This is a genomic window from Gordonia jacobaea, assembly GCF_001186365.1.
Lineage (GTDB): Bacteria > Actinomycetota > Actinomycetes > Mycobacteriales > Mycobacteriaceae > Gordonia > Gordonia jacobaea.
Genome location: NZ_LDTZ01000019.1, coordinates 69,838 through 83,668 on the forward strand (window position 1 = coordinate 69,838; position 13,831 = coordinate 83,668).

The 13,831-nt window shown below is 66.1% G+C and carries 11 protein-coding genes; 7 read left to right on the plus strand and 4 right to left on the minus strand.

Going from position 1 to position 13,831, the window contains the following annotated elements:
- Nucleotides 1-5: 5 nt before the first annotated feature.
- Both ABW18_RS15495 and ABW18_RS15500 read left to right on the plus strand, forming a co-directional pair.
- Nucleotides 6-1,502: a long-chain-fatty-acid--CoA ligase gene (locus tag ABW18_RS15495; protein ID WP_049699893.1), complete on the plus strand. Its 1,497-nt coding sequence runs from the start codon at nucleotides 6-8 to the stop codon at nucleotides 1,500-1,502.
- Between the two features lie 365 nt (nucleotides 1,503-1,867).
- On the plus strand, nucleotides 1,868-2,860 hold the full coding sequence (locus ABW18_RS15500; protein ID WP_049699894.1) for a hypothetical protein: 993 nt from the start codon (nucleotides 1,868-1,870) through the stop codon (nucleotides 2,858-2,860).
- Between the two features lie 222 nt (nucleotides 2,861-3,082).
- Here ABW18_RS15500 and ABW18_RS15505 read toward each other — a convergent pair whose 3' ends face one another.
- Both ABW18_RS15505 and ABW18_RS15510 read right to left on the minus strand, forming a co-directional pair.
- Complete coding sequence (locus ABW18_RS15505; RefSeq protein WP_049700084.1) at nucleotides 3,083-4,213, minus strand: NAD(P)H-dependent flavin oxidoreductase; 1,131 nt, start codon at nucleotides 4,211-4,213, stop codon at nucleotides 3,083-3,085.
- Between the two features lie 19 nt (nucleotides 4,214-4,232).
- Entirely contained in the window at nucleotides 4,233-5,879 is a 1,647-nt protein-coding gene (locus ABW18_RS15510) for an acyl-CoA synthetase (RefSeq protein WP_049699895.1), read from the minus strand.
- A gap of 77 nt (nucleotides 5,880-5,956) precedes the next feature.
- Here ABW18_RS15510 and ABW18_RS15515 point away from each other — a divergent pair, with 77 nt between their 5' ends.
- Nucleotides 5,957-6,739 carry a crotonase/enoyl-CoA hydratase family protein gene (locus tag ABW18_RS15515; protein WP_005204741.1) on the plus strand — a complete coding sequence of 261 codons (783 nt, stop codon included), beginning with the start codon at nucleotides 5,957-5,959 and terminating at the stop codon, nucleotides 6,737-6,739.
- 66 nt (nucleotides 6,740-6,805) lie between these two features.
- Nucleotides 6,806-8,257 carry a cytochrome P450 gene (locus tag ABW18_RS15520; RefSeq protein WP_049699896.1) on the plus strand — a complete coding sequence of 484 codons (1,452 nt, stop codon included), beginning with the start codon at nucleotides 6,806-6,808 and terminating at the stop codon, nucleotides 8,255-8,257.
- 7 nt (nucleotides 8,258-8,264) lie between these two features.
- On the opposite strand, the gene ABW18_RS15525 is transcribed toward ABW18_RS15520, so the two are convergent.
- Nucleotides 8,265-9,302: an LLM class F420-dependent oxidoreductase gene (locus tag ABW18_RS15525; RefSeq protein WP_049699897.1), complete on the minus strand. Its 1,038-nt coding sequence runs from the start codon at nucleotides 9,300-9,302 to the stop codon at nucleotides 8,265-8,267.
- A 140-nt stretch (nucleotides 9,303-9,442) separates the two neighbouring features.
- Here ABW18_RS15525 and ABW18_RS15530 point away from each other — a divergent pair, with 140 nt between their 5' ends.
- Genes ABW18_RS15530 through ABW18_RS15540 form a run of 3 tightly spaced genes read left to right on the plus strand, consistent with a single transcriptional unit; the run spans nucleotide 9,443 to nucleotide 12,710 of the window.
- The gene (locus ABW18_RS15530) at nucleotides 9,443-10,423 is read left to right on the plus strand and encodes a Zn-ribbon domain-containing OB-fold protein (protein WP_049700085.1); all 981 of its coding nucleotides are present in this window, start codon (nucleotides 9,443-9,445) and stop codon (nucleotides 10,421-10,423) included.
- Nucleotides 10,424-10,452: 29 nt separating this feature from the next.
- Complete coding sequence (locus tag ABW18_RS15535) at nucleotides 10,453-11,532, plus strand: thiolase domain-containing protein (protein WP_049699898.1); 1,080 nt, start codon at nucleotides 10,453-10,455, stop codon at nucleotides 11,530-11,532.
- The gene (locus ABW18_RS15540; protein WP_049699899.1) at nucleotides 11,532-12,710 is read left to right on the plus strand and encodes a thiolase domain-containing protein; all 1,179 of its coding nucleotides are present in this window, start codon (nucleotides 11,532-11,534) and stop codon (nucleotides 12,708-12,710) included. Before ABW18_RS15535 ends, ABW18_RS15540 begins: the two co-directional genes overlap by 1 nt.
- Before the next feature lie 120 nt (nucleotides 12,711-12,830).
- Here ABW18_RS15540 and ABW18_RS15545 read toward each other — a convergent pair whose 3' ends face one another.
- On the minus strand, nucleotides 12,831-13,781 hold the full coding sequence (locus ABW18_RS15545) for a hypothetical protein (RefSeq protein WP_049699900.1): 951 nt from the start codon (nucleotides 13,779-13,781) through the stop codon (nucleotides 12,831-12,833).
- Nucleotides 13,782-13,831 lie beyond the last annotated feature (50 nt).

The following is a 13,831-nucleotide window of genomic DNA, read 5'->3' on the forward strand; positions in this document are numbered from 1 at the left end:
CCGTCGTGACCGTCACCGACCTCCTGTCGAAACTGGCAGACGTCACCGACCGCGGACTCTGCGTCGACGACGAATTCGTCACGTGGAGTGAGCATCTGCGACGCTCCGCGCAGCGCGCAGCCGCTGTCACCGACCTGTTGACCGACGGCCGACCGCCCCACGTCGGCGTGCTGATGAGCAACGTCGCGGAGTTCAGCTACCTGATCGCTGCGGCGGCGCTCGGCGAGTTCGTCGTCGTCGGACTCAACACCACTCGACGCGGCGCCGCCCTCGCCGCCGACATCGCCACCGCCGACTGCGATCTGGTACTCACCAACTCCGACACCCGCCACCTCCTCGCCGACGTCGAAGTCGGCGCGCGAACAATCGACGTCGACTCAGACGAGTGGCCCAAACTACTTACACCCCATGTCGATACACTCGTCGAGTTCCCCGATTGCGCCGACGACGATCTACTGATGCTCATCTTCACCTCCGGTACCACCGGCGAGCCGAAGGCGGTTCGCTGCACCCATCGAACCTTCGCTGCAAGCGGCACGATGCTCGCCGAACGTTTCGACATCGGCCCAACCGACAACGTCTACCTCTCGATGCCGATGTTCCACTCCAACGCCACCATCGCCGGCTGGTCGGTCGCGGTGGGGGGCGCAGCGTCGATCACGTTGCGGCGCAGGTTCTCTGCGAGCGCCTTCCTGCCCGACGTTCGTCGCTGCGGCATCACCTACGCCAACTACGTCGGCAAGCCACTCAACTACATTCTGGCGACGCCCCAGGACCCCGACGACGCCGACAACCCACTGCGGATCGTCTACGGCAACGAGGCGTCGGCACGCGATCGACGACGCTTCGCCACCCGATTCGGCTGCAGCGTCGTCGACGGTTTCGGTTCCACAGAGGGAGGTGTCGCCATCACCCGAACACCCGATACTCCCGACGACGCACTCGGACCTCTGCGCTCACCGACAGCCATAGTCGATCCGGAAACCGGGGAGCCAGCACCGCCCGGTGAAATCGGCGAGATCGTGAACACCTCTGGCCCAGGACTTTTCAGCGGCTACTACGGCGACCCCGCAGCGACTGCGGAGCGCATGCGTGGCGGGATCTATCACACCGGCGACCTCGGCTGGGTCGACGATGCGGGCTACATACACTTCGCCGGTCGCCTCGGCGAGTGGATGCGCGTCGACGGCGAGAACCTCGGCACCGGCCCGATCGAGCGAATCCTACTGCGCCACCGCCGAATCGAACAGGCCGCCGTGTACGGAGTGCCCGTCGAGATCGGCGACGAGATCGAAGCAGTCCTGGTTGCTCCGACCCTCGAACCATCAGAGTTCAGCGACTTCCTCGCCGCCCAGAGCGACCTCGGCCCCAAACAGTGGCCCCACCGCGTGCGCATCGTCGACGAACTACCTGAGACGGCCACATTCAAGACGCTCAAACGCACTCTCCGCGAATCCGACTCACCTGCAACCTGGACCCGCCACGGCCGCACGTACGCCTGACCACCCACCCCGCTGCCGACCAAGCCCGATCGCCGCCCGCCCCACCGCGCAGAAACTAGGGGAAGGATTCCTTCCCCTAGTCTCCGACCCCTCCCCGCCAAACTTCGCGCGGAAACCCCAGAACCCCGAGGAAAGATCGCGCCCCGTGCCCGCGCGGCCAACACGCCCCGCCCCTGACCGCCCGCCCCACCGCGCAGTAGCCCGGGGAAAGATCGCGCCCAAACCCCCATCGAGTGGCCCCCGGGCCGCCAGCCCAAGCCATCGCCGACGCGACGACTTATCCACACCGCTGCGAATCTGCCCAGTTATCCACAGCCCGCCGTCGACGACCACTCCCTTCCGCGACTTTCAGCCACGATCAGTCCGTGACCACGTTCCCCGTATCCGACCCCGAAGGGTCAACCTCAGACAGCCGAATCATTTACCGACGCAGCGTAATCGGCGGGGGCGGCACCGACCGCGACATCCGACGCGCCCTCAAGGATCGACAGATCGACCGATTACGCCACGGCTCGTACGTGTCGTCTTCCGCGTACGCCGACCTCGAAGACCACGAACGCACCGAGACCAGATACCGCGACACCGTCGTGGCCGCGGCACGCAGCGGCACCTCCCGCCGATTCCTCAGCCATCAGTCCGCGGCGGTCATGCTCGACGTGCCGCTGCTTGACCCCGACCGCTCAGCCGTGCACTTCGTGTCCCAGCGTTCCGGGCGCACGTCGCCAGGACTCGTCATCCACCAGACACCGATCCCCGACCACCATCTGGTGACCGTCGACGGATTCCAGGTCACATCGATCGGGCGAACCGTCTGCGACGTCGCGCGTCTCGGCACTTTCCGACAAGCTGTCTGCGCCCTCGACAGCGGGCTCCACCAGGGGCGCATACGCGAGCAACCCGTCGACCTTCAGCCCATCGTCGACGCGCTCGGCCCCTGCCACGGAATCAACGTCCTGCGAACCGCACTCCCCCTCGCGACCGACCAGTCAGAATCGATCGGCGAGACGATCAGCCGCTGCGTTTTCTGCGACGCCGAACATCTCCCGGACCCCGAACTGCAGGTCGTCATCACACTTCCCGACGGCACCACGTTCCGATGCGACTTCGGCTGGCGCGATTCGACCGGCCGGCTGCGCGTCGTCGGCGAGTTCGACGGACGGATCAAGTACCACCGCCAGTCCGCAGCCAGCGGCGGTGCACTTCCCGAAGAAGTGATCTACAACGAGAAGCTGCGCGAGGACGCCATCCGCGCCCGCGACGTCGCTGTCGTGCGGTGGAACTGGAACGATCTCGCCGCACCTCGACGCCTCGTCGGCCGAATCTACGAGGCGCTGCAACGCAGCGGCATCGTCGAGTGAGACCGTCGTCAGCTGAGCGGCATCATCGAGTGCGTTGCTCATCGGGCGCGCAGAGAGTAGGGGAAAGGTCCTTACCCCACTCTCCGACCCCTCCTCGCCAAACATCGCGGGGAAACCTCAAAAGCCCACGGAAAGAATCCTTCCCCTACTTTCTGCCCGGCCGCCAGCCCGCACCCAGGGCCGCCCCGCACCCCCGACGGCCCGCGCCCAACCCCGACCCAACTAGTCCAGCGTCTTCCCGAGCCGAGCGGCGGACTCCTGGTACTCGCTGACCAGGTCGGCGATCAGTTCCGCGACGGGCGTGATCGAGTTCAGCCGGCCGACGATCTGGCCCGCGGGCATGGCGACGACGCCGGCGTCGTCCGCCTGCGAAATCCGCGCATGGGCTTCTCCCACAAGCAGATTCTGCAGCGGCATCGGTAGCGGCTCCGGAGCGCCGGGCGCATCCCAGGCGTCGGTCCACTTCGTCTTCAACAGCCGGGCCGGCTTGCCCGAGTAGATCCGACGACGCACCGTGTCTCTCGACGACGCCGCGAGCAGCGCCTTCTGCACCGTCGACGGCCCGTCGCCGGTGGCGCCGAGTCGGTACTCGGCAGCGGTCAGCCAATACGTGCCCATCCACACACCCTGTGCGCCAAGGGCTATCGCCGCCGCCATCTGCCGACCACTGCCGACGCCGCCCGCTGCCAACACAGGTGCGCGATCGCCGACGGCGTCGACGAGTTCGGGCCAGAGCACCATCGACGTCACCTCGCCGGTGTGCCCGCCACCCTCATAGCCCTGCGCGATCACGATGTCGACGCGCGCCTCAACATGATGCAGCGCATGGTCTTTCGCGCCCGCAAGCGCTGCGACCTGCACACCATTATCGTGCGCAACGCCGATCACATCCGGCGGCGGTGAACCCAGCGCGTTCGCGATCAGCTTGATCTGTCCGTACTTTCGAGCGTGCGCCATCGCGACGTCGACGTGCGAACGCGCCACTGAGTGCAGCCAGCCGAGCACCCCGGCATCCACCCGGTTGCCGTCCGGCAGCGGCGGCACACCGAGGTCGTCGAGGGTACGTTCCACGAATGCCCGATGCTCGGGCGGAATCATCGACTCCAGGTCGACCTTGCTTCCCTCCGTGGGGATCTTGGCAGGCATCACGACGTCGACGCCGAACGGCTTGCCGTCGGTGTTCTCGTGCATCCACTCCAACACCTCGTCGAGCTCCGACGCCTCGTTGAAGCGAACGCATCCGAGAACACCCATTCCGCCGGCGCGACTGATCGCGGCCGCGACCTCCTGACTCGGCGTGAAGCCGAAGATCGGATAGTCGATACCAAACCTCTCGGTCAGTTCCGTGCGAATCACTCTCTCGCCCATATCTTTATGCCCTTCCACTGACGGCCTGCACCGACGCGTCGGCCGGTCGTGTCTCGGTGATTTCCCTGCCCCATCGGTAATTCGGCTTACCCGCAGGCGACCGCTTGATCTCGTCGACATACCACACACTGCGAGGACACTTGTATCCCGCAACCTGTTCGCGCACAACGGTGTTCAGGTCGTCCAGCGTCGGCCTCGCACCGTCACGTGTAGCGATGACTGCCGCGACGCGCTCGCCGTACCGTTGGTCGGGAACGCCGACGACGACGGTGTCGAACACATCCGGATGCGCCTTGAGCGCCGCTTCGACCTCTTCGGGAAAGACCTTCTCGCCACCGGTGTTGATCGACTGCGATCCACGACCCATCATCGTGATCGATCCGTCGGCTTCGACGGTAGCCAGATCACCAGGAATCGAGTAGCGAATCCCGTTGAGCTCCTTGAAGGTTCGTTCGGTCTTGGCCGGGTCGTTGTAGTAGCGCAGCGGAATATTGCCGGACCGAGCCAGGATTCCCACCTCGCCCGAGCCGGGCTCGACGGGCGTTCCGTCCTCACGCAGCACCACGGCGGCCTTGTCCGCGGTCACCCGCGGAGCACCGGTGTGCGACTGCCCCTTCTGCGCCGCCGACATTCCGCTGAAGCCCGTTTCCGACGACCCGATCGCGTCGATCACGAGCAGGTTCGGCAACAGCTCGAGGTACTCATCTTTGACACTCGCGGAGAAGAGCGCCGCCGACGAAGCAAGTGACACAACCGAACTGGTGTCGTACACACGCCCATCTGGATGTCCCGCCCGCAACGCGTCGACCATCGGACGCGCCATCGCATCTCCGGTGATCATCACGACGTTGACCCTGTGCCGCTCGATGATCTGCCAAGTGCGGTGCGCGCCGAACTCCGGGTAGATCACGGCCTTGCCGCCGACGAAGAGCTCCTGGAACACAGCCCACTGCGACCCGCCGTGGATGAACGGCGGGATCGGAAAGCGCACCAGTTGACCGCCCGCTGCACCGTCGCGAGCCTGCTGCCACTCGTCGGACACCCGCTCACCGGTGTAGAAGCTGATTCCCCCGCCGAGAACACGCCAGATATCCTCCTGGCGCCAGACGACGCCCTTCGGGAACCCCGTCGTGCCGCCGGTGTAGAGCATGTACAGGTCGTCGTCGCTCCGCGGCTCGAAGTCACGGTCGACGCTCCCCCTCGCGATGGCATCCTTGTAAGGAATCGCGCCGTCGGGCGCAGGCTCGTCGCTGCCGTCTTCGACGACGATCACGTGCGCCAGTTCAGGCGCTTTCGGTAACACGTTCCGCACGCGGTCACCGTATTGCCGCTCGTAGATCAACACCTTCATGTCGGAGTCGGTGACGATGTGCTCGAGCTCTGCCGCGACGTACCGGTAGTTGACGTTGATCATCACCGCGCGGACCTTGAAGATCGCCAGCATCGCGACGACGCACTCGAGTGTGTTCCTGCTGTATAGACCGACCGAATCGGTCGGCCGGACGCCGAGCGCGATCAGTTCGTGCGCGAGCGCGTTTGCCTCTCGCTCCAGCTCGGCATACGTCATCGACCGGTCGTCTGTTTCCAGCGCGGTCCGGTCGGGCATCAGGTCCACGGCGTGCTCGATCAGGTCAGCGATATGGAAGGCCATGACGACAAAATTAGAACGTGTTACTGTTTTCGGCAAGGCCTGTTCGGCTACCGATCACCAGCCACCAAGGAGTACCGATGCCGGAGTGCCTCGTCGAGAAGCGCGGACACGTTCTCATCGTCACCATGAACCGACCGGAAGCGCGCAACGCGTTGTCGACGGAGATGATGGCGATCATGGAGGAGGCCTGGGATCAGGTCGACGCCGATCCCGACATTCGTGTCGCCATCCTGACCGGTGCAGGCGGATACTTCTGCGCCGGCGCCGACCTCAAGTCGATGAACGCCAAGCCCGCGGGCGACAAATTCGCCGACGGCGGGTGGGACCTCACCCGGATGCCCGCACTCCTCAAGGGTCGTCGACTCACCAAACCGCTCATCGCAGCCGTAGAGGGACCCGCGATCGCCGGGGGCACCGAGATCCTGCAGGGCACCGACATCCGCGTCGCGGGCGAGAGCGCAAAGTTCGGTGTGTCCGAAGCCAAATGGGGCCTGTTCCCCCTCGGCGGCAGCGCCGTCCGGCTCGTTCGTCAGATCCCCTACACGATCGCCGCCGACATCCTGCTCACCGGACGCCACATCACCGCAACCGAAGCCAAGGAGTACGGCCTGATCGGCCACGTCGTGCCCGACGGCTCGGCACTCGACAAAGCCCTCGACATCGCCGACGTCATCGCCGCCAACGGCCCGCTCGCCGTCCAGGCGATCCTCAAGACCATCCGCGACACCGAGGGAATGCACGAGGAGGACGCGTTCAAGATCGACGCCGACCTCGGGGTGCGCGTCTTCATGAGCAAAGACGCCAAAGTCGGCCCACGGGCATTCGCCAATAAGGAAAAGCCCGTCTTCACCGGCGAGTGACCACTCGCTAACTCCGCGGAGTGACCACTCGTTGACAGGCCAACCGGAAGGCGGCAGGGTCGGAGCATGGCGCGGCTGCACATCAACAACGACTGGTCAGGTCAACGATTTCCGAGTCCCGGGCGTCGAAAGCCACTGATCGGCGATCTCGGCGTTGCCGATCCCCGCCATCCGTTGCTGAGCATGCTGACCCTCGGCGCCAACCTCGGCCCGATCTACGAGATGCAGGTCTTCCGCCAGAAGTTCGTCTTCATCGCCTCGGCCGAACTCACCGCGGAACTCTGCGACGAATCGCAGTTCTGCAAGGCGCTTCCGCCCGCGATCGAGGCGCTACGCGACTACGCGGGCGACGGCTTGTTCACCGCCCGCAACGACGAGTCCAATTGGCAACTCGCACATGACCTTCTGATGCCCGCGTTCACCAAGTCGGCCATGCGGTCCTATCACCCGATCATGCTGCAAACGGCCAACGAATTGTTCGACTACTGGGACGCACTACCGACCGACCCCGCCGGCACCACCACCGTCGACGTCACGCGTGACATGACGAAGCTGACCATGGAAACGTTGAGCCGCACCGCATTCAGCCACGACTTCGGGTCCTTCACCTCCGCAGAGCAGCACCCGTTCGTCAGTGCCATGATCCGCGCGCTCGAGACCGGTCGACGCAAGGGAGCGCTGCGCACCGCGCCCGGCGGACGCTACCTCACCGCCCTGCTCGACCGCCGCAACGCGCAGGCACAGAACTACGTCGACGACCTGCTCGACGATCTCATCGCCGAACGCGAACACACCACCGACCAGCACGACCTGCTCGGGATCATGCTCAACGTCGCACATCCCGAGACCGGAGAACGCCTGTCACCGTTGAACATCCGACACCAGATCCTCACTTTCCTCGTCGCGGGACACGAAACAACTTCGGGCGCTTTGTCGTTCGCGCTGTACTACCTGTCGCAGCACCCAGAATGTCTGGAACAGGCGCAACGCGAGGCCGACGACGCGCTCGGCGACGATCCGACGGCGATGCCGACCTTCGAGCAGGTGCCACGCCTGCGCTACATCAGGCGCGCACTCGACGAGGCATTACGTATCTGGCCGACGGTGCCCGCATTCGCACGCAGCCCACGATCGACGACGATGCTCGGCGGGCGGTACCGCATGGCACCGGAAGACTGGGCGGTCATCATCCTCGCCCAGGTCCACCGCGATCCCGCGGTCTGGGACGATCCCGATTCCTATGACCCGGACCGCTTCCTCCCCGAGAACATCAAGAAGCGTCCGGCGCACACCTACAAACCGTTCGGCAACGGCGTACGCGCTTGCATCGGAAGACAATTCGCGCTCCACGAGTCGGTACTCGTCCTCGCGAGCCTGCTCCATCGATACGACGTCGCACCCGATCCCGACTATGAACTTCGCGTCGACGAGCGACTCACCATGGTGCCCAAAGACTTCTACGTCTCGCTGACACCACGCAGAGTGCCCGCCCGGTTGTCGGAACAGCCGGTCGGCTGACGGCCGCTCACACCAGCGTCGCGAGCTCGCGGATCGTGGCGGCGTCGCGCGTGGTCACCATCAGCATCGAGACACCCGCCGACTCCCACTGCTTGATCTGCTCGCGCACCTCGTCGGCGGTACCGACGATCATCGTCTCGCGCACCATCTCGTCGGGCACCGCTGCGAGTGCCTCCTCCTTACGACCCGCGAGGAACAACCTGCCGATCTCATCGACCACCTCGCCATAGCCCATCCTGCGGTACAGCTCGGCGTGAAAGTTCTTCTCCTTGGCGCCCATCCCGCCCACGTACAGCGCGGTGGCGGGTCGATACGCGTCGACAGCGGCGGCGACGTCGTCGGTGATCACCACCTGCACGGTTGCCGCGACCTCGAAGTCGTCGCGCGTCCGACGCGCACCCGGACGCGCGAATCCCTCCGCGAGCCACGACTCGTACTGATCGGCGAGCGAGAGGCTGTAGAAGATCGCGAGCCAGCCGTCGGCGATCTCCGCGGTCTGGGCGACGTTCTTCGGCCCCTCCGCGCCCAACCAGATCGGTATGTCGGCGCGTAGCGGATGCGTGATCGGCTTGAGCGATTTCCCCAGTCCGGTCGCGCCTGGCGCGTCGGCCGGATACGGCAGCGGGTAATGCGGTCCCGCGCTGCGGACTCGGTCGGCGCGCGACAGAACGTCACGCACGATCTGCACGTATTCCCTTGTGCGAGCGAGTGGTTTGCCGAACGGCTGCCCGTACCACCCTTCGACGACCTGAGGTCCCGATACCCCCAGCCCGATGATGTGTCTGCCGCCCGAGAGGTGGTCGAGGGTCAGCGCATGCATCGCGAGCGATGTGGGCGGTCGCGCCGACAACTGCGCAACTGCGGTGCCGAGCCGTATCCGCGACGTAGCCGCGCCCCACCAGGCCAGCGGGGTGTAGGCGTCCGACCCCCACGACTCCGCGGTGAACACGGCGTCGAATCCCGACCCCTCGGCCGCGGCGATGAGCTCCGGGGCGTCGACGATGGGATCCGCTCCCCAATATCCCAGTTGCAGCGCAAGTTTCACGACCTCGACCTCTCCACGTCGGCACCACGAAGACAACCGTCATCACGGCCTTGTGCCCCAATACTAGAACGTGTTCTACTCGAAGTGTGAGCAGCATCGACACATCTCCCGCCGTGACGACCGCCAGCCCCGTCGCCGTGGTGCCCGATCCCGAGACCGCCATCCTGACCGCTGAGCTGAGCAACACGTTCAGCTACACGCGTTCGCTCGGACCGGTGTTGAGCCGGTTCGCATTCGGGCTACGCGACGGCCACATCGTCGGATCGCGGTCGGCCGACGGAACCGTGTCGGTACCGCCGATCGAATACGACGCCGCGTCGGGCGCACCGATTACCGACATCGTCGACGTCGCCTCCGTCGGCACGGTCGTCACGTGGTCGTGGAATCCCGACCACATCGACGGCCAGCCGTTCGACGCACCGTTCGCATGGGCGCTGATCCGACTCGACGGCGCCGATACCGCGTTGCTGCACGCGGTCAAGGTCGGCGGGCCGGCAGACATCGAAACAGGAATGCGGGTACACGCGGTCTGGCGTGCGGCGCGAAGCGGCCGCATCGACGACATCGCCTACTTCGCACCCGGCGACTCCGCTGAGCAGGCCGAGCCGAACACCGCCGAGAACCCCGACGACGAAAACGTCATCATCACCACACCGATCACGACAAGCATCATTCACTCCGCGACCGAAGAGGAATCGCGCTATCTCGAAGGCCTCAAGGCGGGCAAGCTGATCGGGACGCGTATCGGCTCAGGAGTCGACGCCGGACGCGTCTACTTCCCGCCACGCTCGGTGAGTCCCGCCGACGGTGCGCCGGCCGTCGAACACGTCGAACTCCCCGACACCGGAACCGTCACGACGTTCTGCATCGTCAACGTGCCCTTCCAGGGGCAGCGGATCAAGCCCCCCTACGTCGCGGCGTACGTGCTGCTCGACGGCTCCGACATCCCGTTCCTGCACCTCATCCTCGACGCTCCCGCCGACGAGGTTCGCATGGGCATGCGGGTGCAGGCGGTCTGGGTTCCCGACGACGAGCGCGAGCTGTCGATGGGATCGATCAGCCATTTCCGCCCCACCGGCGAACCCGACGCCGAGTACGACACCTACCGCGAGTTCCTCTGACCCGCGATCCCCATCTCTAGGAGAAGCACGTGACACTCCCCCGCATCGCGATCGTCGGGTTCGCCCACAGTCCCAACGTCATCGGCACACACGGCACCACCAACGGTGTCGAAATGCTGATCCCCTGCTTTGACAAGCTCTACGCCGAACTCGGCATCTCCCGCACCGACATCGAGTTCTGGTGCAGCGGATCGTCGGATTATCTTGCCGGACGGGCCTTCTCGTTCATCTCGGCGATCGACTCGATCGGCGCGATGCCGCCGATCAACGAATCCCATGTCGAGATGGACGGCGCGTGGGCGCTGTACGAGGCGTGGGTGAAGATCGCGAGCGGCGAGGTCGACCTCGCCCTTGCCTACGGCTTCGGCAAAGCGTCTGCGGGAGATAGCAATCGCACGCTGTCGATGCAGACCGACCCCTACACCGTCGCTCCACTCTGGCCGGGCGACCGCGCTCTCGCCGGATTGCAGGCCCGCGCAGGCCTCGACGCCGGTACGTGGACCGAAACCGACATGGCCGCAGTGGCAGCACGCACGACCGGGGCGTCGACCGACGACCTGCTCGCGACCGATTACGTCGCCAATCCCCTCCGTGCACATGACATCGCACCGTTCACCGATGCCGCCGCGGCCGTGATCATCGCCAGTGAGCGCCGCGCCCGCGAGCTCGTCGCCAATCCAGCATTCGTCACCGGCTGGGACCACCGGATCGACAGCGCCAACTTCGGAGCACGAGATCTCACGGTCTCGCCGTCGACGACACTGGCCGCCGACACCGCGTTCGGCGATCGCACCCGCGCCGTCGACGTCGCCGAGATCGCCGCCCCGTACACACACCAGGAGATCATCGTCCGCAACGCGCTCGGACTGCCCGCCTCGGTGCGGATCAATCCGTCCGGCGGCCTGCTCACGGGCAATTCGTTGTTCAGCGGCGGCCTGCAGCGTATCGGCTACGCGGCGCACTCCATCCTCACCGGCGATGCGCAGACCGCGGTGGCGCACGCGACGAGCGGCCCTCTGCTGCAACAGAACATGGTGGTCACGCTGCAGGGTGACTCGAACAGCGGTGATTCGAAGAGCGGCGACTCGATTGTGGGAGACGACAACTGATGGCACACAACAACCGTGCGGCGGTCCTGGGCACCGGACAGACCAAGTACGTCGCCAAGCGGCACGACGTCACGATGGCAGGTATGTGCCGTGAGGCAATGGACGCGGCCCTCGCCGACGCCGGGGTGAGCATCGACGAGATCGACGCGATCGTCATCGGTAAGGCACCGGATCTCTTCGAGGGTTCGATGATGCCCGAGCTGGCCATGGCCGATGCCCTTGGAGCCGTTGGCAAACGACTGATCCGCGTGCACACCGCAGGCTCCGTCGGCGGCTCGACGGCCAACGTCGCGGCCTCGTTGGTGTTCGCGGGCGTCCACAAACGTGTGCTCGCGATCGCGTGGGAGAAGCAGTCGGAGTCAAATGCCATGTGGGCGTTGTCGCTTCCGGTTCCGTTCACCAAGCCGGTCGGCGCGGGAGCGGGCGGATTCTTCGCCCCGCACGTGCGCTCGTACATCCGGCAGTCGGGCGCGCCCGAGCACATCGGCGCGATGGTCGCCACCAAGGATCGACGCAACGGCGCGCGAAATCCGTTGGCCCATCTACATCAACCCGACATCACCGTCGAAAGCGTGATGGCGTCGCAGATGCTCTGGGACCCGATCCGCTACGACGAGACATGCCCGTCCTCCGACGGCGCGTGCGCGGTCGTCATCGGCGACGAGCAGGTCTCCGACACCGCGGTCGCCGACGGCCGCCCCGTCGCCTGGGTCCACGCCACCGCGATGCGCACCGAACCGCTGTTCTTCGCGCACCGCAACACCGTCAACCCGCAGGCCAGCCGCGACGCCGCAGCAGCACTGTGGAAGTCCGCGGGCATAGACAATCCGATCGACGAGGTCGACGTCGCCGAGGTCTACGTCCCGTTCTCGTGGTTCGAGCCCATGTGGCTCGAGAGCCTCGGCTTCGCCCCCGAGGGCGAGGGCTGGAAGCTCACCGAGGCCGGCGAGACCGAGATCGGCGGCCGCATCCCGTTCAACCCGTCGGGCGGCGTGCTGTCGTCGAACCCGATCGGAGCGTCGGGCATGATCCGCTTCGCCGAGGCCGCGATCCAGGTGATGGGCAAGGCAGGCGACCACCAGGTGGCCGACGCCCGCAAAGCCCTCGGGCACGCCTACGGCGGCGGGGCGCAGTACTACTCGATGTGGCTCGTCGGCGCCGACAAGCCGTCGAACTAGCTGGGCCGCACACCAACGGGCGTGCAGCTACCTCATCTGTGCACAGCTACCTTCTGCACCGCCCAAGGTGGCTGCACACAGATCAGGTAGCTGTGCCGAGAGCTGCATCGAGAGTCACCCTTACGCCGCGCGCCGCCCGAGCATGCCCAGCACCCGGCGCGCCAGGACAGCAGGCTCGTCGATGTCGCGCCAGCCCCACCGCAACAAGGCGTGTCCGGTCTCGACGATCCCGTCACCGCGCGACTTCTCGGCGAGTAGTGCACGTCGGGTCTCGTCGGCATCGTCGCCGTACTTCTTGTTGCCGTCGGCCTCGCCGCACAGCCGCGCATCCCGCCAGTACAGATCGACGCGCGCGAGGAAGTTCCCGTGCGCGTCATAGATGTTCACCTGCAGCTCCGGCTCCGGGACGCCCGCGTCGACCAGTTCGACGCGGCTGCGCGTCTCGAGCACCGACTCCGTCCTACCGTCGCACCGGCCGACCGCGCGGATCGCCGCGGCACGCCCCCGCATCCCGGCGAGCAGGTCCAGCTCATTCTGCAGATCGTCGACGGTGCAGAGTCCGGCGTGCAGCGCGGCGTCGCCCACCGCGATGGCGGGTATCCGCGCTCCGGTGCGCGCGATGTCGACGACGGTGCGAGCAGGCGACACCACCAGCACACCGTCGACCTCGACGAGGGCTGGTGGTCGGGTGTCGGTGATCAACCTCGTACGCGATGTGGTGCGCGTGCCCGGCGTGCGTCCACTGTCTGCGATCGACACCCGCGAGGTATCCAACCCCCAGACCGGTAGGCCAAGCACCGCAGCGGCCGACGAAAGTGCCAGCGCGCGAGTGTGTTTGGCAGCCCGCACCTCCGGCGTGCGGGCGTCGCGTCGTATCACGGCAAGCGCTCGCTGGCGGTGCCGCTCCTCGGGAGTGTCTTCTGCCAGCAGATCGCGCGGAATCACCACTCCCGGCGCCAGCGACACGAGGGTTCCGACGTCGAGCGCCAGCCGTATCTCACGGTCGACGTAACCCGCCGCGAGGAGCTCGGCGCGATTGACCGCGCCCGTGACGCCATGGAAGTGGACCATGCAAGTTGTGACGCACGCAGCGTCGAATCGGTTCCATGAAAAATCCGCAC

Coding starts and splice junctions, on each gene's coding strand:
- ABW18_RS15510 (WP_049699895.1), bottom strand. CDS start 5,879: ATGGCCTTCCATATCGCTGACCTGATCGAGCACGCCGTGGACCTGATG.
- ABW18_RS15515 (WP_005204741.1), top strand. CDS start 5,957: ATGCCGGAGTGCCTCGTCGAGAAGCGCGGACACGTTCTCATCGTCACC.
- ABW18_RS15520 (WP_049699896.1), top strand. CDS start 6,806: ATGGCGCGGCTGCACATCAACAACGACTGGTCAGGTCAACGATTTCCG.
- ABW18_RS15540 (WP_049699899.1), top strand. CDS start 11,532: ATGGCACACAACAACCGTGCGGCGGTCCTGGGCACCGGACAGACCAAG.
- ABW18_RS15545 (WP_049699900.1), bottom strand. CDS start 13,781: ATGGTCCACTTCCATGGCGTCACGGGCGCGGTCAATCGCGCCGAGCTC.